General features: G+C 61.0%; 29 protein-coding genes. 15 read left to right on the top strand and 14 right to left on the bottom strand.

The genetic code is table 11. From position 1 onward, the window contains the following. From BLP23_RS14130 to BLP23_RS14120, 3 genes are read right to left on the bottom strand one after another with little or no spacing between them, the layout of a single operon-like run. A complete protein-coding gene (locus BLP23_RS14130) occupies positions 1-837 on the bottom strand; it encodes an ABC transporter permease subunit (RefSeq protein ID WP_092585427.1) in 837 nt (278 codons plus the stop codon). A gap of 25 nt (positions 838-862) precedes the next feature. Further along, a complete protein-coding gene (gene ssuD, locus BLP23_RS14125; RefSeq protein ID WP_092585426.1) occupies positions 863-2,038 on the bottom strand; it encodes an FMNH2-dependent alkanesulfonate monooxygenase in 1,176 nt (391 codons plus the stop codon). A 36-nt stretch (positions 2,039-2,074) separates the two neighbouring features. Beyond that, positions 2,075-3,040 (bottom strand): aliphatic sulfonate ABC transporter substrate-binding protein, encoded by a 966-nt coding sequence (locus BLP23_RS14120; protein WP_092585425.1) that lies wholly within the window; start codon positions 3,038-3,040, stop codon positions 2,075-2,077. Between the two features lie 273 nt (positions 3,041-3,313). Here BLP23_RS14120 and BLP23_RS14115 point away from each other — a divergent pair, with 273 nt between their 5' ends. Beyond that, positions 3,314-4,183 carry an NAD(P)-dependent oxidoreductase gene (locus tag BLP23_RS14115; RefSeq protein WP_092585424.1) on the top strand — a complete coding sequence of 290 codons (870 nt, stop codon included), beginning with the start codon at positions 3,314-3,316 and terminating at the stop codon, positions 4,181-4,183. Then, positions 4,180-4,863, top strand: coding sequence for a DNA alkylation repair protein (locus BLP23_RS14110; RefSeq protein ID WP_092585423.1), 684 nt, complete (start codon positions 4,180-4,182; stop codon positions 4,861-4,863). Before BLP23_RS14115 ends, BLP23_RS14110 begins: the two co-directional genes overlap by 4 nt. 315 nt (positions 4,864-5,178) lie before the next feature. Here the strand turns inward: BLP23_RS14110 and BLP23_RS14105 are convergent, their stop codons facing one another. From BLP23_RS14105 to BLP23_RS14095, 3 genes are all read right to left on the bottom strand, one after another. Beyond that, entirely contained in the window at positions 5,179-5,667 is a 489-nt protein-coding gene (locus BLP23_RS14105; protein WP_074061474.1) for an Lrp/AsnC family transcriptional regulator, read from the bottom strand. 68 nt (positions 5,668-5,735) lie between these two features. Beyond that, positions 5,736-6,365 (bottom strand): uracil-DNA glycosylase family protein, encoded by a 630-nt coding sequence (locus BLP23_RS14100; protein ID WP_092585590.1) that lies wholly within the window; start codon positions 6,363-6,365, stop codon positions 5,736-5,738. After that, positions 6,362-6,913: a thermonuclease family protein gene (locus BLP23_RS14095; RefSeq protein ID WP_092585422.1), complete on the bottom strand. Its 552-nt coding sequence runs from the start codon at positions 6,911-6,913 to the stop codon at positions 6,362-6,364. Before BLP23_RS14095 ends, BLP23_RS14100 begins: the two co-directional genes overlap by 4 nt. 105 nt (positions 6,914-7,018) lie before the next feature. Here BLP23_RS14095 and BLP23_RS14090 point away from each other — a divergent pair, with 105 nt between their 5' ends. Both BLP23_RS14090 and BLP23_RS14085 read left to right on the top strand, forming a co-directional pair. Beyond that, positions 7,019-8,554, top strand: coding sequence for an MFS domain-containing histidine kinase (locus BLP23_RS14090; protein ID WP_092585589.1), 1,536 nt, complete (start codon positions 7,019-7,021; stop codon positions 8,552-8,554). Between the two features lie 45 nt (positions 8,555-8,599). Then, complete coding sequence (locus BLP23_RS14085; protein WP_092585421.1) at positions 8,600-9,073, top strand: GNAT family N-acetyltransferase; 474 nt, start codon at positions 8,600-8,602, stop codon at positions 9,071-9,073. A gap of 11 nt (positions 9,074-9,084) precedes the next feature. Here the strand turns inward: BLP23_RS14085 and BLP23_RS14080 are convergent, their stop codons facing one another. Then, positions 9,085-9,477: a diacylglycerol kinase gene (locus BLP23_RS14080; protein WP_092585420.1), complete on the bottom strand. Its 393-nt coding sequence runs from the start codon at positions 9,475-9,477 to the stop codon at positions 9,085-9,087. Between the two features lie 122 nt (positions 9,478-9,599). Next, positions 9,600-10,616, bottom strand: a complete 1,017-nt coding sequence (gene cobT / locus BLP23_RS14075; RefSeq protein WP_092585419.1) for a nicotinate-nucleotide--dimethylbenzimidazole phosphoribosyltransferase — start codon at positions 10,614-10,616, stop codon at positions 9,600-9,602. A gap of 156 nt (positions 10,617-10,772) precedes the next feature. Between cobT and BLP23_RS14070 the strand changes: the two genes are divergently transcribed. The 9 genes from BLP23_RS14070 (at position 10,773) to BLP23_RS14030 (ending at position 14,950) form a co-directional block, all read left to right on the top strand. After that, on the top strand, positions 10,773-11,555 hold the full coding sequence (locus BLP23_RS14070; RefSeq protein WP_092585418.1) for an adenosylcobinamide-GDP ribazoletransferase: 783 nt from the start codon (positions 10,773-10,775) through the stop codon (positions 11,553-11,555). A gap of 18 nt (positions 11,556-11,573) precedes the next feature. Next, entirely contained in the window at positions 11,574-11,783 is a 210-nt protein-coding gene (locus BLP23_RS14065; RefSeq protein WP_092585417.1) for a DUF1289 domain-containing protein, read from the top strand. Further along, a complete protein-coding gene (locus tag BLP23_RS14060; RefSeq protein WP_092585416.1) occupies positions 11,780-12,481 on the top strand; it encodes a TIGR02281 family clan AA aspartic protease in 702 nt (233 codons plus the stop codon). Before BLP23_RS14065 ends, BLP23_RS14060 begins: the two co-directional genes overlap by 4 nt. A 206-nt stretch (positions 12,482-12,687) precedes the next feature. After that, the gene (locus tag BLP23_RS14055; protein ID WP_022715128.1) at positions 12,688-13,011 is read left to right on the top strand and encodes an ArsR/SmtB family transcription factor; all 324 of its coding nucleotides are present in this window, start codon (positions 12,688-12,690) and stop codon (positions 13,009-13,011) included. Next, a complete protein-coding gene (locus BLP23_RS14050; protein WP_092585415.1) occupies positions 13,008-13,439 on the top strand; it encodes an SRPBCC family protein in 432 nt (143 codons plus the stop codon). Before BLP23_RS14055 ends, BLP23_RS14050 begins: the two co-directional genes overlap by 4 nt. Positions 13,440-13,485: 46 nt before the next feature. Beyond that, positions 13,486-13,713, top strand: a complete 228-nt coding sequence (locus BLP23_RS14045; RefSeq protein ID WP_092585414.1) for a hypothetical protein — start codon at positions 13,486-13,488, stop codon at positions 13,711-13,713. 3 nt (positions 13,714-13,716) lie between these two features. Next, positions 13,717-14,184, top strand: a complete 468-nt coding sequence (locus tag BLP23_RS14040; protein ID WP_092585413.1) for a DUF1801 domain-containing protein — start codon at positions 13,717-13,719, stop codon at positions 14,182-14,184. A 7-nt stretch (positions 14,185-14,191) separates the two neighbouring features. Continuing rightward, positions 14,192-14,641, top strand: a complete 450-nt coding sequence (locus BLP23_RS14035) for a DUF1801 domain-containing protein (protein ID WP_092585412.1) — start codon at positions 14,192-14,194, stop codon at positions 14,639-14,641. Between the two features lie 99 nt (positions 14,642-14,740). Beyond that, positions 14,741-14,950 (top strand): hypothetical protein, encoded by a 210-nt coding sequence (locus BLP23_RS14030; protein ID WP_092585411.1) that lies wholly within the window; start codon positions 14,741-14,743, stop codon positions 14,948-14,950. Positions 14,951-15,369: 419 nt separating this feature from the next. Here BLP23_RS14030 and BLP23_RS14020 read toward each other — a convergent pair whose 3' ends face one another. From BLP23_RS14020 to BLP23_RS14005, 4 genes are all read right to left on the bottom strand, one after another. Further along, positions 15,370-16,131 carry an ABC transporter permease gene (locus tag BLP23_RS14020; protein WP_092585410.1) on the bottom strand — a complete coding sequence of 254 codons (762 nt, stop codon included), beginning with the start codon at positions 16,129-16,131 and terminating at the stop codon, positions 15,370-15,372. Continuing rightward, positions 16,128-17,054, bottom strand: coding sequence for an ABC transporter ATP-binding protein (locus BLP23_RS14015; protein WP_092585409.1), 927 nt, complete (start codon positions 17,052-17,054; stop codon positions 16,128-16,130). The genes BLP23_RS14020 and BLP23_RS14015 overlap by 4 nt, the downstream gene beginning before the upstream one ends. A gap of 103 nt (positions 17,055-17,157) precedes the next feature. Next, the gene (locus BLP23_RS14010) at positions 17,158-17,979 is read right to left on the bottom strand and encodes a sulfite exporter TauE/SafE family protein (protein ID WP_092585408.1); all 822 of its coding nucleotides are present in this window, start codon (positions 17,977-17,979) and stop codon (positions 17,158-17,160) included. A 339-nt stretch (positions 17,980-18,318) separates the two neighbouring features. Continuing rightward, positions 18,319-18,669 carry a VOC family protein gene (locus BLP23_RS14005; RefSeq protein ID WP_092585407.1) on the bottom strand — a complete coding sequence of 117 codons (351 nt, stop codon included), beginning with the start codon at positions 18,667-18,669 and terminating at the stop codon, positions 18,319-18,321. Positions 18,670-19,002: 333 nt separating this feature from the next. On the opposite strand from BLP23_RS14005, the gene BLP23_RS14000 reads away from it, so the two are divergent. Then, a complete protein-coding gene (locus tag BLP23_RS14000) occupies positions 19,003-19,446 on the top strand; it encodes an SRPBCC family protein (RefSeq protein WP_092585406.1) in 444 nt (147 codons plus the stop codon). A 154-nt stretch (positions 19,447-19,600) separates the two neighbouring features. On the opposite strand, the gene BLP23_RS13995 is transcribed toward BLP23_RS14000, so the two are convergent. Both BLP23_RS13995 and BLP23_RS13990 read right to left on the bottom strand, forming a co-directional pair. After that, complete coding sequence (locus BLP23_RS13995; RefSeq protein ID WP_407691791.1) at positions 19,601-20,797, bottom strand: extensin-like domain-containing protein; 1,197 nt, start codon at positions 20,795-20,797, stop codon at positions 19,601-19,603. Between the two features lie 198 nt (positions 20,798-20,995). Then, positions 20,996-22,810 (bottom strand): methyl-accepting chemotaxis protein, encoded by a 1,815-nt coding sequence (locus tag BLP23_RS13990; protein WP_092585404.1) that lies wholly within the window; start codon positions 22,808-22,810, stop codon positions 20,996-20,998. 295 nt (positions 22,811-23,105) lie between these two features. On the opposite strand from BLP23_RS13990, the gene BLP23_RS13985 reads away from it, so the two are divergent. Further along, entirely contained in the window at positions 23,106-23,492 is a 387-nt protein-coding gene (locus BLP23_RS13985) for an acyl-CoA thioesterase (protein WP_092585403.1), read from the top strand. Positions 23,493-23,496: the final 4 nt, after the last annotated feature.

Here is a 23,496-nt window from a genome sequence, read left to right as displayed (position 1 = left end):
CTATTTCTGATAAACAGGGTTCCAGGTCAGCGCCCGCCGCTCCAGCGCCCGCGCCACGACATCCGCCAGCTTGCCGAGCACGGCATAGATCACCAGCGCCAGCACCACGACATCCGTCATCATGAACTCGCGGGCATTGTTCGCCATGTGGCCGATGCCGGAAGACGCGGCGATCGATTCCGAAACGATCAGCGTCAGCCACATGATACCGAGCGCATAGCGTAGCCCGACGAAGATCGAGGGTAGCGCGCCTGGAAAGATTACCTTGCGAAACAGAGTCCAGCCGCCCATGCCGTAGACCCTGCCCATCTCGATCAGGTCGCGGTCGACGTTGCGCACGCCGTGATAGGTATTGAGATAGACCGGGAAAAGCACGCCGAGCGAAGTGAGGAAAAGCTTCGATCCCTCGCCGATCCCGAACCAGAGAATGACAAGCGGGATCATCGCCAAATGAGGAATGGTGCGCAACATCTGCAATGTCGTATCCGTCAGCTGCTCGGAAATTTTCGAAACGCCGTTCGCAATACCGAGCAGGAAGCCGATTGACCCGCCGACGATGAGCCCCGCAAAAGCCCGGCCCGCACTGACGAGAACGTCATGCGGCAACTGCCCAGATAACGTGGTCGACCAGAAGGCGACAGCCACATCCGCCGGTGAGGGCATGACACGTGAGGAGATAAGCCCTGCCGACGATGACGCCTGCCAGGCGAGAATGATCGCGAGCGGTACCAGATAGGGCAGCAGCGCTTCGCGGCTCGGAAGCGAAAGTCGAGAGCGCACGTTGCGGCTCTCTTGCCCGGCGATCGCTCGCGTGAACGGCGTTTCGAAAACCGACATGCTTACCTCCTTGCGTGCTTTGAAATCAGGAGCCGGAAACGACCTTCAGGTTGCCGCCATGGCTGCCGCCGCCGAAGACCCGGTGACGGCCAAAATCGCTCTTGAGGCCGTGGTGCTGCTCCTCGCGCTCGAGCCCGAGTTCGGGAAACAGCAGTTCGGCGACGCGGTAGGCCTCTTCCAGATGCGGATATCCGGAGCCGATCACGGTCTCGATGCCGAGGTCCTGGTATTCGCGAAGCCGAGCGGCGACCGTCTTCGGCGAGCCGACCAGTGCTGTCCCGGCGCCGGCGCGCACAAGGCCGACGCCGGCCCAAAGGTTCGGCGAGACCTCCAGATTGTCCCGGCGACCGCCGTGAAGGGCCGCCATGCGCGCCTGGCCGACGGAGTCCGACTCCTTGGCGAAACGCTGCTGCGCTTCCTCGATCGTCGCATCGTCGAGCTTGGAGATCAGCCGGTCGGCCGCCGCCCATGCTTCCTCATCCGTTTCGCGGACGATGAAATGCAGGCGGATGCCGAAGCTCACCTCACGGCCTTTCTTGGCCGCGGCAGCGCGCACGCGCTCGATCTTCTCGCCAACCTGTGCCGGCGGCTCGCCCCAGGTTAGATACTTGTCGACCCGGCCCACCGAGAAATCGATCCCCGCATCCGACGAGCCGCCGAAATAGAGCGGCGGGCGCGGGGTCTGGACTGACGGAAAGCCGAGCTGCGCATTGGTTGCCTTGATATATTTGCCGTCGAAGCTCGCGACACCGTTTTCCAGCAGCTCTTCCCAAACAGTGAAAAACTCGTCGGCATGCGCATAGCGCTCGTCATGCTCCAGATGGATTCCGTCGCCGGCAAGCTCGCCCGGGCTGCCGCCGACGACGATGTTGAGCAGCACGCGGCCGTTCGAGATGCGGTCGAGCGTCGTCGTCAGCCGCGCATAATAGGCGGGTGACGCGGTGCCCGGACGGATCGCGACGAGGAACCTCAGCTTCTCGGTCTTGGCCGAAAGGGCTGCGGCCGTCACGAAGGACTCCTCGCAGGCGACGCCCGTCGGCAAAAGCACGCCGGAATAGCCGAGCCGGTCGGCGGCCTGCGCGATCTGAGTCATGTAGCCGATATCCGGCGCGCGGGTCAGCTCGCCGGAGCCGAGATAGGCCCCGTCGCCGGAGGTCGGGATGAACCAGAGGAAATCGATAGGCTTGGATGAAGCGCTCATGGGTCGGAAATCTCCATTGAAAACCGGAAACAGAAATCAACTCGCCTTCGGCCGCCAAACGATGTCGCCGGTGGTCAACTGCTTCGGCACGATGCCGAGCTGGTAGAATTCATCGGCAAGCGCCTGCTGGTATGCCACTGCATCGTCGGTGATGGTCGTCACGGCGCCGAGATCGGCGCCCGGCCGCGACAGCGTGACGCGCGTCACCTCAGCCGGCACGCCGGTGATTTCGGAGAGCTCCTTGACCGTATCGTCGAGCTTGCCCTGCGCCGATTTGCCGACCTTGCCGAGTTCATCGATCACGTCGACAATCACCTGACCGTTGGCATCGGTGAATTCCTGGTATGCGAGGAAATAGCTGTATGAGGGAACGATGCCCTCGGCCGTCGTCAGGATACGGGTCTCCGGATCAGCCTCGGCGATTGCAAGGTAAGGATCCCAGATCGACCAGGCATCGATGCTGCCGTTCTTGAATGCAGGGGCCGCATCCGGCGGCGCAAGGTCCAGTGGCTGGACATCATCAATCGTCAACCCCGCCTTGCGTAAGGCTTTTACCGCAACGTTATGCGCGCTCGACCCGCGCTTAAACGCAACCGTCTTGCCCTTCAGATCTTCGAGAGTCTTGATCGGAGAATCCTTGCGCACGAGGATCGCCGAACCCGCCGGGCTGCCACGATAGGTGCCGACATAATAGAGATGGCCGCCTGCAGCCTGCGCAAAGAGGGGCGGCACGTCGCCGGTCGCGCCGAAGTCGAGCGCGCCGGCACCGAGCGCTTCAAGCAACGGCGGGCCGGAGGTGAACTCCGACCAGCTGACCGATATGCCACGATCGGCAAGCCGGCTCTCCAGCGCCCCGCGGCGCTTGGCGAGCGCCAGCACGCCGTTCTTCTGCCAGCCGATCCGGAATTCGGTGGCTGCAGCGCGTGTGGGTTTGATGGCCGGCAGAACGGCAGCCGCAGCCGCAGCACCGAAAAGTCCGAGCGTCTGGCGTCGAGAAATCATGGCAATCCCCTTTCCTTCGAGGCAGCATCCTTATCTGCCGGTCGTTGCGATGGCTTGATAATGATAATCTCTATATATTATATCGACAATTTTATTTGTAAGTTTTGCCGCTCCGGCAATTTTCCTGACCGGGATGTGCCCGTTCCGCGAAATTTTATTCCAAAGCACGCTGCCGAGGATTTTCGCAGGCAAACCGGACCTGTGTCACTTTGGCTTTCCTGCCGTGGCACTTTCGGCTAATCATGCCCCGAATTCAGGAGAAGGATCTGGCATATGGCAAAAGTCGCGTTCATCGGTCTTGGCGTCATGGGCTTCCCCATGGCAGGTCACTTGAAGACGAAGGGCGGCCACGACGTCACGGTCTATAACCGCACGGCATCCAAGGCCGCGGACTGGGCCGCCAAGTTCGGCGGCAAATCCGCCTCGACGCCTGCAGAAGCTGCTGCAGATGCCGATTTCGTCTTCACCTGCGTCGGCAATGACGACGACCTGCGTTCGGTCACCATCGGCAAGGGCGGCGTGTTGGAAAGCATGAAAAAGGGCGCCGTGCTCATCGACAACACCACCGCCAGCGCCGAAGTCGCCCGCGACCTTTATGACGCCGCCAAGGCGAAAGGGAGCGATTTCATTGACGCGCCGGTTTCCGGCGGCCAGGCGGGTGCGGAAAACGGTGTGCTCACCGTCATGTGCGGCGGCGATGAGGCCGTCTTCGAAAAGGCAAGGCCGGTCATCGACGCCTATGCACGAATGGTCGGCCTCATGGGTCCTGCCGGTTCCGGCCAGCTCACCAAGATGATCAACCAGATCTGCATCGCCGGCATCGTCCAGGGGCTCGCCGAAGGCATCCATTTCGGCAAGCGAGCCGGCCTTGACATCGAGAAGGTTATCGATGTCATCTCCAAGGGTGCCGCGGGCTCCTGGCAGATGGAAAACCGCCACAAGACGATGAACCAGGGTAAATACGATTTCGGTTTCGCCGTCGACTGGATGCGCAAAGATCTCGGCATCGTGCTCACCGAAGCACGCGCCAACGGCGCGAAACTGCCCCTCACTGCCCTCGTCGACCAGTTCTACGGCGACGTCCAGGCGATCGGCGGCAACCGGTGGGATACGTCCTCCCTGCTCGCGCGCCTGGAAAAATGATCGGCCCCTCGGCGAGCGCAGCCGAGCTGATCGCGCATCTGCAGGCGCTGCGCTCGGAGGACAACATTGCCGGCATGACGCGCTTCGGCATCGTTACCGGTACCGCGCTCGGCATCTCCAATCCCGATCTCCAGAAAATCGCCCGCCTTGCGGGGAAGGACCACGCCCGCGCACAGGAGCTCTGGCGAAGCGATATCCGCGAGGCACGCATGCTGGCGCTCTACACTGCCGAGCCGAAGAAGCTCACGCCCGCGCAAGCCTGCCTCTGGGTGGGGGATTTCAACTCCTGGGAAATTGTCGATTGCGCCGCGGACCTCTTCGTCGAGGCGAGGCTCGACGACGTGATTTTGCAATTCGCCGCCGACGATCGCGAATTCGTCCGCCGCACCGCCTTCGCCATGATCGCCGGTGCTGCTGTCCACCGCAAGCAGGACCCGGACGAAACTCTCCTCGCCTGGCTCCCGCTGATCGAGGCGCATTCCGCCGACCCGCGCAACTTCGTGCGCAAGGCCGTCAACTGGGCGCTGCGCAACATCGGCAAGCGCAGCCGCGTCTGCCACGCCCCGGCTCTGGCCCTCGCCGAGCGCCTCGCCGCAAGCCCCGACAAGATCGCCCGCTGGATCGGCAAGGACGCCGTCCGGGAGTTGACCAATGAGAAGGTGATCGGGCGACTGACGTAGGAGCCCGCCGAGCGAGCATGGGGAAATGCAACAGCACACGCGACGTTCGCTATTTGCAGCATCATTGCCCCCAAACTCCCTCATTTGTGCCTGTCACAGGAATCCATTTACGGCGCGTCTGTGCCGTAAATGACTGATGGACGTTTAAGGGTCTTGCGCGCCCAAGGAGTTGGGCGCACTGGATGCCTTTAACAAGCACAAGGCATGAGGCGGGGCAATGACAGCGCAAAAACAGCAATGTCGCCGGTGCGGCTACTTGGCCGCGATACTAGGCGGCACGTGCCATCCTTGCTCTTCCCGCAGAATGGCTAGAACTCAATCCTCGCTGGACTTCGCATTATCCAAGACCATGTAATCAAGCGGCAGCTGCGTCGAATACTTGATCTGCTCCATGGCGAAAGCCGAGGAAACGTCACGGATTTCGATCTTGGCGATCAGCCGCTTGTAGAAGGCATCGTAGGCGGCGATATCCGGCACGACGACGCGCAGCAGATAATCGACATCGCCGCTCATGCGGTAGAATTCGACCACTTCGGGAAAGTCCGAGACGACTTCGGAAAAACGCCTCAGCCACTCGATCGAATGCGTCGCCGTGCGAATCGAGACGAAAACCGTGACCTTCGTGTTGACCTTCTCGGGGTCGAGGATGGCGACGCGGCGCTTGATCACGCCGTCCTCTTCCATCTTCTGGATACGGCGCCAGCACGGCGTTGTCGAAAGCCCCACCTTCTTGGCGAGATCGGCTACAGCCAAAGTCGAATCTTCTTGCAAAAGACGCAGTATCTTGCGGTCGAGACGGTCCATATGCGAAAGCCCTTTTCGAATTATTTTCTCTATATAACGCGATTCCGGCGCCAGAGAAGAATTTTGTTTCAGGAAATGAGCAATTTTACTCTGTCCCGCAACACCGGAAGCAGTTCCTCTTCGAACCAGGGATTGCGCTTCAGCCAGCCGCTGTTACGCCAGCTCGGATGCGGCAGCGGCAAGACCGCCGGACTGCGGTTTGAAAACAGCGTCTCGCGCCACGCCTTCACCGTTTCGGACATGGTCGCCTTGCGCAATCCGCTCATATGCCATGCCTGGGCATATTGGCCCACGGTGAGCACAAGCTCGATCTGCGGCATTCGATCGATGACCCTCTGGCGCCAGAGCGGCGCGCATTCGCGTCGCGGTGGCAGGTCGCTGCCCTTGGCGTCGTAGCCGGGAAAACAGAAGCCCATCGGCACGATCGCGAACCGCTCCGCATCGTAGAATGTCTCGCGCTCCACCTGCAGCCAGTCGCGCAGACGGTCGCCGGAGGCATCGTTGAAGGGAATGCCGCTTTCATGCACCCTGAGGCCTGGCGCCTGGCCGGCAATCAGGATGCGCGCGGTGGACGACATCACGACGACCGGCCGCGGCTCGTGCGGCAGCCGATCGTCGGCCCGCAGCGGCCGATCGCGGCAGATGCGACAGTGCGCAATTTCGCTGTGCAGCGCGGCAAGCGCCGCTTCGCCCGTCACTGCCATACCGTCACCTGCCCGACAAGCCGCCTCGCATCCTCGAATCCCGATTGCCTGCGCTCATGGTCGCGCACGTCGCGCGGCCGCTCGAATGTCCCCGCCCAGAGACCTGCCCTTTCCGCCCGCGCCCTCTCCTCTTCCCGCTCGTAGTTCCCATAGGAGACGGCCATGCCCCTGGCCACCATCTCTCCGTTAATATCGATGCCGCCGCTCCGGCAGACGACGAGCAGCCGGTCGTACTGGTCCCGTCCGGCGCCGCCGCATCGGGTATCGGGTCCAGCCACCAGCCCCTGCAATGCCTCTTTTGCCTCCCGGCCGCAGGCCCAGCGCCTTCCGGCGCGCTCGCAGCTCTGGTTGAGCTCCGGCGCATCGATGCCCTTCAGCCGCATGCGTTCGGCACCGATCGTCAGGCTATCTCCGTCTGCTGCATGAAATTGGCCGTGGACAGTATCGGGCTTGTCGTCGAGCTTTACGGCGATCAGCCAGATCACCGCAAGCATTGCGAAAGCGGTGACACCGTCGCGTATCGTTCTGAAACCACGCGCCACGCTTTCGCCTCCTTGAAAAACAAACCGTTGGCAAAAATGGCAAACAACTTCTTAAGAATTGCGGGTTACGGTGGAACCATCCGCGGATCAAGTATCATTGTGCACATGAGTACCGGCGTTAGCACATCGACCGATAAGATTATCGTCGACAAATCCCGCAGTCACCGCAACAAGCCTGTCTCCAAGGCTGTGCGGCAGACGCGCGAGCGGCTGCAATCCGGCCATTCCTCCGCCGCCGCCTTCGATCGGGACGCGCTCAGGATGTATATGAGCGCCTTTGTTCAGGGCGCGTCGATCATGCCGCTCTTCGTCATCATCATTGCGGCCCTTGGCATCTATTTCACCGGCAACACACAAATCTTCCTCTGGGCCGTCATGACGCTGACTGCCTATGCGGCAAACATCTTTCTCGTGCGCCGCGGCCGCAAAAAGGAGATAACTGTGGAATCGGCGCGCAAATGGCGCCGCGTCTTGCTTTTCGGCCAGCTGATGATCGGCAGTTGCTGGGCCGTCTTTGCGCTTCAGGACTGCGACGCCTGCGATCCCTCCGGCTTCATCCTTTTTAAGGGCGCGACGCTTCTCATCGCGCTTTCCGTTACGGCAATGTCGAATTTCATGCTGACGCCCGCCGTACTCGTTGCCTTCGCACCCTCCGTCGTAGCACTCGCTGCAAAGGCCGGCATCTCGCGCGACCTGCTTGAGCTGAGCCTCACTGCCGTTTTCACGACGACCGTCATTTTCTTCAACTACATCAGCGACCGCCTCTTCCAGTCGAACCTCAAGATCCTCTCCTTCCAGTCGGAAAAGGACGACTTGATCGCCGAACTCGAAGTCGCCAAATCCATGTCCGACGAAGCGCGCCGGCGGGCGGAAGAGGCAAACCTTGCCAAATCGCGCTTCCTCGCCTCCATGTCACATGAGCTGCGCACGCCGCTGAACGCCATCCTCGGCTTCTCCGAGGTGATGTCGGCCGAGGTCATGGGCCCGCTGAACAACCCGACCTACAAGGAATACACGAACGACATCCACCGCTCCGGCCAGCATCTGCTGAACCTCATCAACGAGATCCTCGACCTATCGCGCATCGAGGCCGGGAAATACGAGCTCATCGAAGAAGCGATCTCGCTCCTTGATATCGCGGAAGATTGCATTGGCATGGTGCAGTTGCGTGCCAGGGGCAAGAACATTTCCATCACCCAGCAGTTCGAACCGGAGCTGCCGTCTGTCTGGGCCGACGAGAAGTCGTTGCGCCAGGTGGTGCTGAACCTGCTCTCAAACGCAGTGAAGTTCACGCCGCAAGGCGGTGAAATCCATGTCAAGGTCGGCTGGACGGCAGGCGGCGGCCAATACATCTCCATCAAGGACAACGGCCCTGGCATTCCCGAGGACGAAATCCCCGTCGTGCTCTCCGCTTTCGGCCAGGGCTCGATCGCCATCAAGAGCGCCGAACAGGGCACCGGCCTCGGCCTGCCGATCGTCCAGGCGATCCTTGCCAAGCATGACGGCCAGTTCGTCCTGAAATCAAAGCTGCGCGAAGGCACCGAAGTGATCGCCATCCTGCCTGCCAGGCGTGTGCTGCAAAGCCTGCCGGCCGTCGAGGAAGCGCAGCCCGTTTCTCGCAAGCGGAAGAGCTTCGCTTAATCTCGGCAATCTGCATGAAACCAGGATGACGGATCAGTGCAAACGATGTTGAGCGTCAAAGAAGAAAGCCCGAGGCAAGATGACGTGGCGTCGCTTCTCTTGCTGTCCGATACGGTTGCAGCTTCGCTCTATCCCGGCGAGTATCGCAGGCCGCTCAATCCGGAAACATTGTCCGCCCCACATATTTCAGTCTTTGTCGCACGCACTGGCGATCTTTCCGCAGCAGGGTGCTGCGCGCTCTTCGACGATCATGATGGCACGGCGGAACTCAAGCGGATGATCGTTGATCAGACATTCAGACAGCGGGGCGTTGGAAGAGCACTGTTGCAAGCCGTGGAAGCAGCGGCGTTGTCCAAAGGAATTCGCCTTATCAAAATGGAAGTTGGTATCAGGAATACGGCTGGACAGAACCTGTATCGTTGGGCCGGATACAAGGAGCGCGGCCCCTTCGGCGCCTACAGGCCGTCACCGGTCAGCCTTTTTTTCGAGAAAGCGATAAGAGAAAATCCTGATGCCTGACGCCATCCGCCTCAGGCAAAGACGATCGCAATGAGGTGCGTGCCGATCGTGACGAGAAGGTAGAGCCCGCACGCGGCAATCGCGCAGAGGACGGCAAAGGAGCCAAGATCCTTCGCATGTTTGCCGACCATTGAGATTTCCGGCGAGATGCGGTCGATCACCTCCTCGATCGCCGTATTCAGCGCCTCGACGGCAAAGAGCACCAGAAACAGCACGACGGCAATCATCATTTCCCACAGCGATACACCGACAGCGGCAAGCAGGATCAGCGAAACGGCGGCAAAAAGCAGCTCCTGCCGGAAAGCCGATTCCTTGATCAGGCGCTGGAAGCCCGCCCAGGAATAGACGGCGGCAGCGAAGAAATGGCTCACACCCGTCAGTTTGCCTATGGCAGGTTTGGTCAAAGCACGCCCTCGTCTTGCAGTCGGCGGCGGCCGCAGCCGCCGTCCATCGGTCAAAATGCGAATACCGGTTCCAGGCTTCCGCCGCAAGCACCCGTCATCCGTCTGACACAGAGCTGCAGCGCTCAGTGTTTGTTGGTAACGCCCGCCTGCGAGAATGTCGCCATTCCGGAATGGCAGGCCGCGGCGGCTCTCACGATGCCGGCGGCAAGTGCCGCACCCGTCCCCTCGCCAAGCCGCATGCCGAGCGCCAGAAGCGGCGTTTTGCCAAGCATCTCGATCGCCCTGAGATGCCCCGGTTCGCCCGAGACATGACCGATCATGCAGTGGTCGAGCGCCGACGGATTGGCCGCCTGCAGGATGGCTCCTGCCGCCGTCGCCACATAGCCGTCGATCAGTACCGGTATCTTTTCGACGCGCGCGGCAAGAATGGCGCCAGCCATTGCCGCAATCTCGCGGCCGCCGAGGCGGCGCATGATTTCCAGCGGATCGTTCAGATGGTCACGGTGCAGCTCGACAGCGCGCTCGACGGCTGCCACCTTGCGCTCCAGCATCTCGCCCTCAGAACCCGTTCCGGGGCCGACCCAGTCGCGCGCCGAGCCGCCGTAAAGCGCGTAATTTATGGCCGCAGCGATCGTCGTGTTGCCGATGCCCATCTCGCCGATGCAGAGCAGGTCGGTGCCGCCCGCAATTGCCTCCATGCCGAAGGCCATGGTCGCAGCGCAGTCGCGCTCGGAAAGTGCTGCCTCTTCGGTGATGTCGCCGGTCGGATAGTCGAGCGCCAGATCGAAGACCTTCAACCCAAGATCGTAGGCGACGCAGATCTGGTTGATCGCGGCACCACCGGCGGCGAAATTCTCCACCATCTGCTGTGTCACCGCCGGCGGAAAGGGCGTGATGCCCTGTTTCGCCACGCCGTGATTGCCGGCGAAGATCGCAACCAGCGGCCGGTTGACGGCCGGCGCCCTGCCCGTCCAGGCCGCCAGCCAGAAAGCGATCTCCTCGAGCCGCCCGAGCGCGCCCGGCGGCTTCGTCAACTGCGCGTCGCGCTCGCGCGCTGCCACCAGCGCCCGGGTATCCGGTCCCGGCAGATCGCGCAGCAGCGCACGGAAATCGTCGAACGGCAGGCCTGAAACGCTCATGAATGCGGCTTCCTTGTATTTGCTTCTGTCCGGAGATCCGGGGCCAACTTGTCTTTTGCCGACAAATCGGCTTCTTTCGTCGCGACTCTATTAAAGGCAGCGGCCAGGCGTCACAACTCCCAAAGCGTCGCACCTTTCATGCTTGAAGTTGGGGACATGAACATCAAGGCCTATGCGCTCGACACTGCCCGCGCCGTCGCTTTCCTGAGCCGGCTTCCCGTGCCGCAATGGGTCTTTTCCGCAGACGACGGCAAGCTTAGCCGCACGGTACGCGCCTTCCCGCTTGCCGGCATTCTGATCGGCCTCCTTCCGGCCCTCGTCTTTCTCATTCTCCTTGGCCTGCGCGCAGACCGTCTGATGGCGGCGTTCGTCGCATTCGCCGTCCAGACGCTCATCGGCGGCGCGCTGCATGAGGACGGGCTCTCCGACACTGCCGACGGCATCGGCGGCGGACGCGACCGCGAGCACGCGCTGGCGATCATGAAGGACAGCCGCATCGGCAGCTACGGCGCGATTGCCCTCGTCTTCTCGCTAGCACTTCGCGCAGCAGCGCTTGCCGCCATCGCCCGCGAGGTCGCCCCGCTTGCCGCCGCCTTCGCTATCCCCGCGGCCGCCTGCCTCAGCCGTGGCGCCCTCGTCTGGCACTGGCACCGTCTTCCGCCAGCAAAGACGGACGGCATCGCCGCCTCCTCGGGCCAGCCCGGCGAAAGCGCAATGCATGTCGCGGTCGTGTCCGCCTGCCTCTTTTCGGCCCTTCTCGTCTGGCCGGCGCTCGGCCTGCTGGCCCTTGTCTGCAGCCTGCTTGCAACGGGCATCGCGGTCATCGCCTTCACGCTCTATATCCGCCGCAAGCTTGCGGGCCATACGGGGGACACGCTCGGCGCCGCCCAGCAGATTTCCGAAATCGCAGCCTTCTGCGCCCTTGCCACGGCCTTGTGAAATCACGATATTCCGCTCATGCAAACGCCCTGCATCCACGTATGCTCGATCGATCCAGCAACCGGCTTTTGCACGGGTTGCTGCCGCACGCTTCAGGAGATCGGCAACTGGATGTCTTATTCAGATGAGGAAAGGCAGCGCATAATGACTGTCCTTTCCGCGCGCCTCTTTGCCGAACCGGCGGCCCTGGTCCGCGAGGCGGCCGCAATGCCGGAGCACCGTTCATGAATCGGCTCGGGCTATTCCTTCTGATCCTCGGGATCGGCCTTGCGGTGCTCGTCTACAACCACGACAGCGACCGCGTGCTCGGCATGAACATCGACGATTTCGGGCGCATGGTCTATCTCCTGCCGATCGTGCTGATGCTGTCTGCCGGCATTTGGGCAAGCCGCCGCAGCGCCGGCGAAACCATGCGCAACCTGATGATCTGGCTGGTCATCATCCTGGCCCTCGCAACCGTATATCTCTACCGCCAGGACCTGTTTGGCGTTGGCAACCGCCTGCTTGCCGGCCTCGTGCCCGGCCGTGCCGTCGTCGTCACCACCAGCGAGGGCAGCAGCGAGATTATCCTGCACAAGCTGCTGAACGGGCATTTCGAAGCCGACGTCTCCGTCAACGGCCAGACGATCCCGATGCTTGTCGATACCGGCGCCAGCATGGTGGCCTTGTCGCATACGGATGCCGAGCGGATCGGCATCATCCCTGAAAACCTCACTTATTCGATGACCGTCATGACGGCGAACGGCCGCGCCCGCGCCGCGCCCGTGACGCTTGACCGCATCGCCATCGGCCCCATCGTGCGCACCGACGTCGCCGCTAGCGTCGCCGAAGACGGCGCGCTCGACCAGAGCCTGCTCGGCATGAGCTTCCTGCAAACGCTGGGTTCCCTGCAGATGCAGACGGATGAGCTCAGGATGCGCGACTAGACTGCGCAATAGCAGCAACGGGACCCGCTTCGCCTCATTGGCACGGCCATTTATCATCGGTGGCAACATTGCACCACGCATAGCCAACGGGGTATGGTAAATTCGCGGATGCCCATTCGGCGACGGAACCCCGTTAGCGTTCGGCTTGACTCACTCATACCTATGCGGCTATACGTTCATCAATAGTCAACGGGTATGGATCCCGAATGTCGAACGCTCCCGATATGCTCTTCAGAACGCTCGCCGATCCGACCCGGCGGGCTCTCTTCGAGCGGCTGTGCCGCGAGGGAGAAAAGACGGTCGGGGCCCTGACGGCCCGGGCCGGGGTCTCCCAGCCGGTCGTCTCAAAGCATCTGGGCGTCCTAAAGCAGGCCGGGTTGGTGCGCGACCGCCATGAAGGCCGCCATACGCATTATAGCGCGCAGCTCAGTGCCTTGGCCCCGCTGATCGATTGGACAAGCCAGATGGCGGGCTTCTGGCAGAGCCGGTTCAACGATCTCGAAGATCTGCTCAAAAGGATGGACCAATGAACAAAGCCGCGACCGAATCGCTTTCCGTCATTGTCGAACGGGAGATTCCCTTTCCGCCGGAAAAGATCTGGCGCGCGCTCACGCAGCCACACCTGATCGAGGAGTGGCTCATGAAGAACGACTTCAAGCCTGACGTGGGCCACCGTTTCAATCTTCGCGGTGACTGGGGCGGCGTGCTGGACTGCGAGGTCCTCGCCGTCGAGCCGAACAGAACGTTGTCTTACACTTGGAATTTTGCGCACAACGATGCGGCCTATAATCTGCAGAGCGTGGTGACCTTTACGCTCACTCCAACGAGCACGGGAACCCACCTGCGCATGGAGCAGTCGGGCTTCCGGCCGGATCAGAAGCAGGCTTACGGGGGCGCAAAAGCAGGGTGGCAGCAGTTCTTTGCAAACCTGGAACAGGTCTTGGCGCGGGCAGACTGATGTCTTGGGCGCGTTGTGCTTCGGCTGATACTCGGAGGAGGTTCCATTGAACTGGCATAATTGGATACGGCAATTCCACCGCTGGCTGTCTATCGCCTTTACCGCGACCGTCTTTGCCAATTTCGTCGCTATGGGATTGGGAGAATCTCCCGGCTGGGTCGTCTACGCGCCCCTGCTGCCGCTGTTCTTGCTCCTGTTCACCGGTCTCTACATGTTCGTGCTGCCGTACGCCACGAAGTGGCGCAGCACGCGAAGTGTCAGCGCAAAGGCATGAACGATGGACCGCAAGACGCCCGGGAAGTCAGCGAAGGCCGCAAAGGAGGCCACAACCAAACCGGCCTCCACAGAACCAGTCCTCCTCTCAGGCGGCAACCCTCAGATCGCCAAGGGTTACGGCGATGCCCCCGTGCAGGCCTACGTCGCGGCCATGCCGGGCTGGAAGAGCGATGTCGGGCGTCGCCTCGACGCGCTCATCGAGCGCACCGTCCCCGGCGTGCGCAAGGCTGTCAAATGGAACTCGCCCTTCTATGGTGTCGAGGACGATATCTGGTTCCTCAGCTTTCATTGCTTCACGAAATACGTGAAAGTGACGTTCTTCCGCGGCGCATCGCTGTGCCCTCTTCCGCTCGGCCAATCCAAGCACAAGGATGTGCGCTATCTCGACATCCATGAGGACGAACTGGACGAAGCCCAGTTCGCCGACTGGGTGAAGCAAGCCAGCCAGTTGCCCGGCGAACGACTGTGAGGGTACGATGATGAAAGCGACAACCACGATGAAGAAGAATGCCGCGAAGGAAGCAGAAGCCTCTCCGTCTCAGCTGATCGATGCGAAAGTAGCGGCGCTTGGCGATTGGCGGGGCATGACGCTCGCCCGGCTCCGAAGCCTCATCAAGGAAACCGACCCCGAAGTGGTCGAGGAGGTAAAATGGAGAAAGCCCTCGAACATTTTCGGGGTTCCCGTGTGGGAGCATGCTGGCATCATCTGCACCGGCGAGACTTATAAGAATGCAGTGAAGTTGACCTTCGCCAAGGGCGCCTCGTTGGAGGATCCTTCAGGCCTCTTCAACTCCAGCCTCGAAGGCAACACGAGGCGTGCCATCGATTTCCATGAGGGCGACGAGATCGATGAAAACGCGTTGAAGGCGCTCGTTCGCGCCGCCGTGGCACTGAACACCTCGCAGAAGCACCCAAAGGGCGCTTGAGGAGCCGCGCATAGCGCCAAGGCCCGGCTCTATATTCTTCAACCCATGGAACCTTGCGTCCCGCATCCGGGTTGAAAGGATTGAAAGGAGGCGCTGTCCATGGATAATCCCTCGAAGCAACTCGCGGACGAATATTTACGCCTGGGTGGCCATCGCCGCGCGGTGATCGACGATAACATCGTATCCACCCGCTGCTGGGAAAAAGATACGCCCGAGGCCGCACAATTCTGGAAAGACCGCATCGACACGCTGGATCCCGCCCACCGCAGGCAGGTCGTATCCTTCCTGCCGACAATCAACAGGATCTGATTGCCGGCCGGCGCATTCTTGCAAAGGACGCCGCTTCGGTAACTCGGTCGAAAGCCAAGCGCAGATCGATGATGCTGCGAAGGAAGCTTCCGCAGCGGGCGATGGCAAAGCGGCCAATGCCTATCGCCGGGTCCCGGTGGCCGGCGCCAACGATCTAGGCAAAATTCACCCTCGCAGGGCGGGGTCGTGGTCGTAGCCCGCACGACAGGCGATGCCCGCATCGTCGCCGCAAGCTGAACTCGATTTCATGGAGGTCGAGCGCCCCCCGCCGAAGACCTCACCGCGATGAGCGCCAGCGCCTTCCGGAATGACAAGCTCATACCGTCATCGAGATCGAGTACGGAAGGCCGTGACCCGGAGCGCAGCGTTAGCGAAGGCGAAGTCACCGTCAATACCATCTGCCCGGCGCGGGTCCGGACTCAGTTCCGCAGCCGGTATCCCGTCTTGAAGATCCAGCCAAGTGTCGCAAGGCAGATCGCCAGGAACATGGTGATCATCCCAAGGCTGAGCAGCGGATTGACGTCGGCGATGCCGTAGAAGCTCCAACGGAAACCGCTGACCAGATAGAGCACCGGATTGAAGTGGCTGACGGCCTGCCAGAAGGGCGGCAGCATGTTGATCGAATAGAAGCTGCCGCCGAGGAAGGTCAGCGGCGGCACCACGAGCATCGGGATCAGGTTCAATTGCTCGAAGTTGCCTGCCCATATGCCGATCATGAATCCGAACAGGCTGAAAGTGACCGCCGTCAGAAGGAAGAACAGGATCATCATGAAGGGATGCTCGATCCTGATGTCCACGAAGGCATTGGCCGTCAGGAGGATAATGAGCCCGATCAGCAGTCCCTTGGTGGCCGCAGCTCCCACATAGCCTAGCAAGATCTCCGTCATCGCAACCGGCGCCGACAGCACCTCGTAGATCGTTCCGGTGAATTTCGGAAAATAGATGCCGAAGGAACCGTTGCCGATGCATTGCCCGAGCAGCGTCAACATGATGAGCCCCGGCGTGATGAAGGCGCCGTAGGAAACGCCCTCCACCTCTTGGATGCGCGAGCCGATCGCCGCGCCGAAGACGATAAAATAGAGCGAGGTGGAAATCACCGGCGAGAAGACACTCTGCAGCAGCGTGCGGCGCGTGCGCGCCATTTCGAAGAAATAGATCGACTTGATGGCTTCGAAGTTCATTTCGTGCCTCCCACGAGCGCCACGAAGATATCCTCGAGCGAACTTTGCCGCGTCGAAAGATCCTTGAAGTGGATGTTCTGCGCCGCAAGCCGGGTGAGCAGCGCGGCGATGCTCTCCTGCTCGCTATGCGCATCGAAATCGTAGATCAGCCGATTTCCGTCGGGCTCCAGCGACAGGCCGTTTCCGGAGAAACAGTCGGGCAGCGCGTCCAGCGGTTCGGCAAGCTCGAGGATCAGCTGCTTGCGGCCGAGCTTCGTCATCAGCGCGGTCTTGTCTTCGACCAGCAGCAGTTTGCCGCCGTTGATCACGCCGACGCGGTCGGCGATCTCTTCGGCCTCTTCGATGTAATGCGTCGTCAGGATGATGGTAACGCCGGACTCGCGCAGCCTTTCCACGACCCGCCACATATCCTTGCGCAGCGTCACGTCGACGCCTGCCGTCGGCTCGTCGAGGAAGAGTATCTCCGGCTCGTGGCTCAGCGCCTTGGCGATCAGCACGCGCCGCTTCATGCCGCCGGAAAGCTCCCGAAGCATATTGTCCTTCTTGTTCCACAGCGAAAGGTCACGCAAGACCTTCTCGATATGGGCCGGGTTCGGCTTCTTGCCGTGCAGGCCGCGCGAAAAGCTCACCGTATTCCAGACGGTCTCGAACTGATCCGTCGTCAGTTCCTGCGGTACCAGCCCGATCATCGTCCGCGTCGCCCGAAAATCCTTGACGACATCGTGACCGGCGACCAGCACTTGGCCGCTGCTCGGATTGACGATGCCGCAGACGATCGAAATCATCGTCGTCTTGCCCGCGCCGTTCGGCCCGAGCAGGGCAAGGATCTCGCCCTTCTCGACATCAAGATCGATGCCTTTCAGCGCCTCGAACCCGTTGGCGTAGCTTTTTTTGAGATTTCGGATGGAAATGATGGGTGCCATTGCGGATTTCTTGAGTATTTCCTCTTTTTCGTCCGCTATATAACCCCTTTGTTACACTTTGACATCCTGCCGGCGCTGAACAGACTATTCAGCGAAAGCATCTTTATCCGTAGATGCTGATGAGGAACCGCGCGGCAGTAACGATCAGGAAGATGCCGAAGCCGATCTCCAATTGACGCTTGCTCATCCGGTGGGCAAGCCGCGCGCCGATCGGCGCGATATACATCGTCAGCGGTATGATGAACGCCACAGCGATCCAGTTGATGAAGCCGGTCGAAAACGGCGGCAGGCCCGATACACCCCAACCGGCCCAGACATAGCCGAACAATCCGGGCAGCGAGATCAGCACGCCAACGCCCGCGGACGTCGCCACCGCCTGGTGCATCGGCCGCGAATATAGCGTCATGAAGGTATTGTTGAGAACGCCGCCGCCGATCCCCATCAGGCCGGAAAGAATTCCGATGCCCGTCCCGACAAGGAACTTGAATGGATTACCCGGCAGATCGCTGCCGAGCCGCCAGCTCGCGCGATTGAACATCATGCGGAAGGCGACGAGCAGTGCGACTGCTGCAAAGATGAATCGCAAGGTCACGCTCGACGCTTCAGAGGCAATCACCGCCGCGATGATTGCCCCAAGCGGCACGGCGATGATCCAGCCGCTCAAGAGCTTCTGGTCGACCGCCCGGTGACTGGCATGCGCCATGTAAGACCTGAGCGACGTCGGAACGATAATCGCAAGCGAGGTGCCGACCGAGAGGTGCATGCGCACCGCCTCCGGCACATCAAGCCAGCCGAACACCTGATAAAAGACCGGAACGAGGATCGCGCCGCCGCCGATGCCGAAGAGACCGGCAAGTAGGCCCGCAACCGCGCCCGCGGCCGCCAGCATCAGCGCAAAAAGGGCAAGCTCCGAAACAGCCGGCATCGCGATCTCCCCCACTTCCAAGCAGGCCGGATCACGGAAAAGAAAATCAGCCGCAGGTTTTATTTGTCATCAAGCGGTGATCTTCTTCGCAGATAAGAAGTGTCGAGGCAAGCAACGGCTTCCGCGCCGCCGCCCACCCTTTGCGGAACCGTTTCCAGGGCGCTCGTTACGTCCGATTTTCGCTGCCTCGCGTATAGTAAGCAGTCATTGCCAGTCACGAAATCCTAAGAATCCGGCCTCGCGTTCCCCTGCCCGGCCGGCCCAGCTTGAGCCGGCTCCAAAGCCGGCTTTCTTTTTTCCGCTGGAACAGCATCCGATTCCTGCAATACCGCAGGGAGATTACACGTGCCCCAGGATATTCACCAGGCGGCCGAAAGGGTCGCGCAGGTAAAACCGCCGCACCCCCCAAGGCTCGCTCGCCGGACCATATTCCACCGCGATAGCTTCGCGGACGACCCGCTGATAGACCTCATCAAGATTGTCGACTTCGATAGAGAGGTCAGGCACCGGCGTCCCGGAGCCGCCTTCGGTCGCAAAGCTGACCTGCGGCCTCGCGCTCGCATCAGCCGCATAAGTTACGATCCATCCATGATCCATGATAACATCCATGCCGAGGATGCCCTGATAGAACGCCCTGGCGGCTTCTATATCGGAAACCGCGATGTTCGCGACAATGCGTTTGACGGTCATGTTGTCCCTCCTGGTAGGAGCGCAGCATAGCCTGCGCACGATGTCTAGTGTATCACTTGGGCAGCTTCCGGCCGCCAAGCGGCCACTGTCCAAGAGAAGGGTTTGGCTTTTGAAAAAAATCAGCCACGGCTAAACTGCAAACCCAAGCGCGGCTCCAGGGATTTTCCTGCTGGAACTGACCTGACCTCATCGCCTCGTCCTTGTCGATCTGATTCCCTATAGGTGAGGTCTGAGTAATTTTTACCTCAATAACAGATCGATCCGGTGTCGGATTGGCAAAGCCTCGTTCGTCCTTAGGATCGTCAATTCCATCAATTCAAAAGGATCACGACCATGCCGAACACCATACGCTTGCATCGCGTCCTGGCAACCAGCCCGGAGAAGGTCTATCGCGCGTTTGTCGAAGCGGATGCGCTTGCCAAGTGGCTTCCCCCTAACGGCTTTACCTGCACTGTGCATGACTTTGCACCGACAGTGGGAGGAAAGTTCAAAATGTCCTTCCGGAACTTTACAACGGGCAGAAGCCACGCGTTTGGCGGCGAATATGTCGAGCTCATCCCAGGCGAACGCTTGCGCTACACGGACAAATTCGACGACCCCAACCTGCCTGGCGAAATGGAAGTCGCTGTGATCTTGAAGAAAGTTTCGGTCGGGACCGAGCTGGAGATAACGCAGGCAGGTGTCCCCGACGTTATTCCACCTGAGGCTTGCTACCTCGGTTGGCAGGAGTCGCTGCGAAATCTGGCACGGCTCGTCGAGCCGGAGATCAATGAATAGCACTCAGGATCGAGCAGCTGTCGGGATCGGATTGCGTTGGCGATCTTTGCGATCCGGTCTGAGATTACGCTCGAGTTGGCATTGCCAATGCGAGCGGTCCACCTGGCGCTCGGCGCCAAACTGCCATTCGCTAGCAACCGGTCCCGCACCAGGCTCAACTGCAATAAACCCTGCCGCCTTTGCGGGATCTGAGGTCGAAGTGAAAATGGTTCCAGTGCTCCGGGTTGCTGCCGGGGCCGAGCACGGTGTTAAAATACCGGCAGCTGTCGGAGCGCACGGCCTTGAGTAGCCTGCCCTCGCGGAAGGAGAAGAGGCCCTTCCTGCGCACGTCGATCTGGTGGCCGTTCTTCAGCACGAACTTGCCGACGTCGATCGCGTTGCCGCGTGCGTGTTCGGACATCGGATTGTATCTCTGGCGGCTGTTGTTCATGCGCCGGCAGGAATAGCCGCCGAGCGGCTGGATCGTCTTGACGCCAGACCAATAGCGAAAGCGGGCCGATGGCGCGAGTTCGTTCTTCACCCATTTGGCGAAGGCAAGCGTCACCTGGCAGTTCAGCGTCACCGCAGGCCTCACCCCGATATTGCCAGAGAGCCCCTGCAGCGAGACTGGATAAGGCACCTGGCAGGACGGGCCGTCGTTGATCGCCGGCTTATCGGTGAAGATCACGCCCATGCGCTTCAGCTCACGGCGGCAGGCAAGCTCGGAGGCCGGCATCACGTTCGGGTCCGGGACGACCGGCCGGCTCATCATCGGGTCGTTCGGCCTGAGCATCGCCACTTCCTCGCTCTCGTCCTCTTCGGGAACGCGCGACGGCTCGATCACCGAACTGCCGTCGTTCCACACGGGGGCACGGCTCATTTCGGCCTGCGCGGCGGGCCGCGGCATTGCCGTCCGGTTCAATTGCGTGGGATTGTCGGTGCCGATCCCGTCGACCACAGGTTCAGCCGAATTTCCTTCGGCGATCTGCATCTGCTGTTCCTGCGCCAGCCCGACGACGGGTTCCGCGCCAAGCTCCGCATCCATGTTGACGCCACCGGAAGGCACTGCAAGCTGCTGGGTGCCGCCCCAGTTCTGCGGCTGCCCCTGCCCTTGCGCCAGCCCCTCATCGCTGTCGATCATCGGCAGCTTGTTCGGCATCGGCTGGCTGCCCGCGCGCGCTGAATGCCCAGCGCCTGCAAGGTTCGGCGTGTCGAGATAATCGATCGAGCCTTCCGTGTTTGAAACCGGTGCGTTGGAAACAGGATAGGACGGCTGCGTGTCGGCGGGCGCCATGCGCATCGCGCCTTGCCCCGGCATAGGCGAGATCGAACTCACCTTCGTGCCCCGGTCGACGCTTGCCGGCGGTATCATGCCATCGCTGATGGAACAGGTCGCAAGGCTGGTGGATATCAGGACCGGCAGCGCGACACGTCGGAAAAGGGAGGTAGACACAATACTCTCCATCGCTCCCGCAGCCCTGTTTGCATTGAAGAATTTGACTCGAATTTAGCTAAAAACGATGAATGAAAGCTTACCCCTGGGAGCAGAGGATCCCGGCTCCGCAGCTGATCAAGCTGCGTGCCGTGCGTAATGCTGGGACGGGCGCGAGCCGAGGCGGAACTTGGCGAGAAGTGTCCGAAGCTGGCTGCTCTCTTCAGCAAGCGTCTGGCTCGCCGCCGTCGTCTCTTCCACCATGGCAGCGTTCTGCTGGGTCATCTGATCCATGTGGTTGACCGAGGTGTTGATCTCGTGGAGGCCCGTTGCCTGCTCGCGCGCCGCGGTGGCAATTGTATTCACGTGGTCGTTGACCTTGTTCACCAGCGTCTCGATCTCGACCAGAGCATCGCCCGTCGAGCGAACCAGCGCCACGCCGGATTCGACTTCCGCCGCCGAGTTGCTGATCAGCGTCTTGATCTCCTTGGCGGCATTTGCCGAACGTTGCGCGAGTTCGCGAACCTCTTGCGCCACGACCGCAAAGCCCCGGCCGGCCTCGCCCGCGCGTGCAGCCTCGACACCGGCATTCAGCGCCAAAAGGTTGGTCTGGAAGGCGATCTCGTCAATCACGCCGATGATCTGGCCGATCCGGCTCGAGGAGTCCTCAATCCGGCTCATCGCGCTTACGGCATTCCGCACGATTTCGCCGGATTTTCCAGCACTCGCCTTGGTCTCAGCGACCATCTCGCGGGCTTCGGTCGCCCGTTCGGACGCGGTCCGCACCGTTGCGGTAATCTCGTCGAGTGCGGCTGCGGTCTGTTCGAGCGCAGCAGCCTGCTGCTCGGTGCGCTTCGACAGATTGCTGGTAGCCTCGCTGATACCCGATGCGTTGTCGTTCACGACATTGCTCGATTCGGCGATCGCCTGGATGACGTCGTTGAGCGCGCCGACGGCGGCATTGAAGTCGGAGCGCAGTTTTGAATAGTCCTCGCCGAGATCGCCGATCGAGACCGTGAGATCGCCGGCTGCAAGCTTCTCGAGGCCGGCGCCCAGCGTCTGCATCGCGTGGTTCTGTCGCTCGGCGGCCGCACGCAGGCTCTCTTCATTGCCGCGGCGTTCGCCGTCGATCTCGCGCTGGCGCTCGTCTTCACGGGCGCGCATCTTGCTGCGGTCGAGCATCGAGTCGCGCAATACCAGCAGGGCCTTTGCCATGTGGCCGATCTCGTCACGCCGATCGCTGTCGGAGACTTCGACCGCCTCGTTCTCGCCTGCGATCTCATGCATCGCCGCGCCGATCCGTGCGACAGGTGCGGTAACGCTCTTGACGATCGCATAGGCAACGGAAACGATGATCCCAGCCCCGATCGCGCAAAGGATCGCCGTCCAGATCGCATTCTGCCAGTAGAGCGCTGCAAGGTCGTCGGAATAGACGCCGGTGCCGACGATCCAGCCCCAGGGCTCGAAGCCAGCGACGTGCGAGTATTTCAGGACGGGCTGTTCAGCACCCGGCTTCGGCCAATAGTAGTCGACAAAACCCTCGCCATGGGCCTTCACGACATTGACGAATTCCATGAAAAGGAATTTGCCGGCCGGATCTTTGTTCTGCGAAAGATCGGTGCCGTTCAGCTCCGGCTTGATCGGGTGCATCACCATGACCGGGTGCATGTCGTTGATCCAGAAGTAGCCGCTGCCGCCGTAGCGCATCGCAGCGATCACATCTTTCGCCGCGGCTTGCGCTTCATCGCGTGTCAGCGTGCCGGCTTGTTCCATCTTGAAGTATTTCTGCAGGATGTTGACCGCCGTCGCGTCCATCTGCGCAAGACCGGATTTTCTTTCCATTTCCAGTTCGGAATAAGAATAGTTCAGAAAGAAAACCATCGTCGCCACAAAGATCGCCAGCGTCAGGCCGACGAGACAATAGAGACGCGTTGATATCTTGATGTTACGCATGAATTCCCCCGGCATTCCCATGCAGAATCGATCTTTGAATGATGAGGGGGATCCATTACTGGACGGTGAACTAATATTAGAGTGAGGCGACATAACGTTACGGAAGGGGCGGATGCCGGCGGTCGGGCTCCCGTTGCAACAAACTGAATTATCTTAGAATTTTATATTAAAGAGATTTATTTCAGTACCGGTGGCACCTAGCGCGCAAACACCGGCCGTTTGCATGTTCATTTCGCTTGCGCTTTGCATTACCGTGCGGGCGTAATCGAAAACGCAAACATCGCGAAGGAGAACCATGACCGAGACCCCGAAGCCGAGAGGCGAATTGACGCTCCGCACGCTTGCCATGCCTGGTGACGCCAACCCCGCAGGTGATATCTTCGGCGGATGGGTCATGGCTCAGATGGATCTGGCAAGCGGCATCCGCGCCGCCGAACGCGCCAGGGGCCGCGTGGTCACCGCAGCGGTCAAGGAAATGGCCTTCCAGTTGCCGGTGAAGATCGGCGACACACTTTCGGTCTTTACCGACATCGACCGCGTCGGCCGCACCTCCATCACTCTTTGCGTCGAGGCCTGGGCGCACCGTTCGCGCTACAACAAGATGGAAAAGGTCACGGCCGGCACCTTCATCATGGTGGCGCTCGACGAAAACGGCGCGCCGAAGCCGGTGCCTGAGGTGTGACGTC

It is taken from the genome of Rhizobium mongolense subsp. loessense, from assembly GCF_900099775.1.
Classification (GTDB): domain Bacteria; phylum Pseudomonadota; class Alphaproteobacteria; order Rhizobiales; family Rhizobiaceae; genus Rhizobium; species Rhizobium loessense.
The sequence above is the reverse complement of the archived record's forward strand: the minus strand, read 5'-3'. Positions and strand labels throughout refer to the sequence as shown.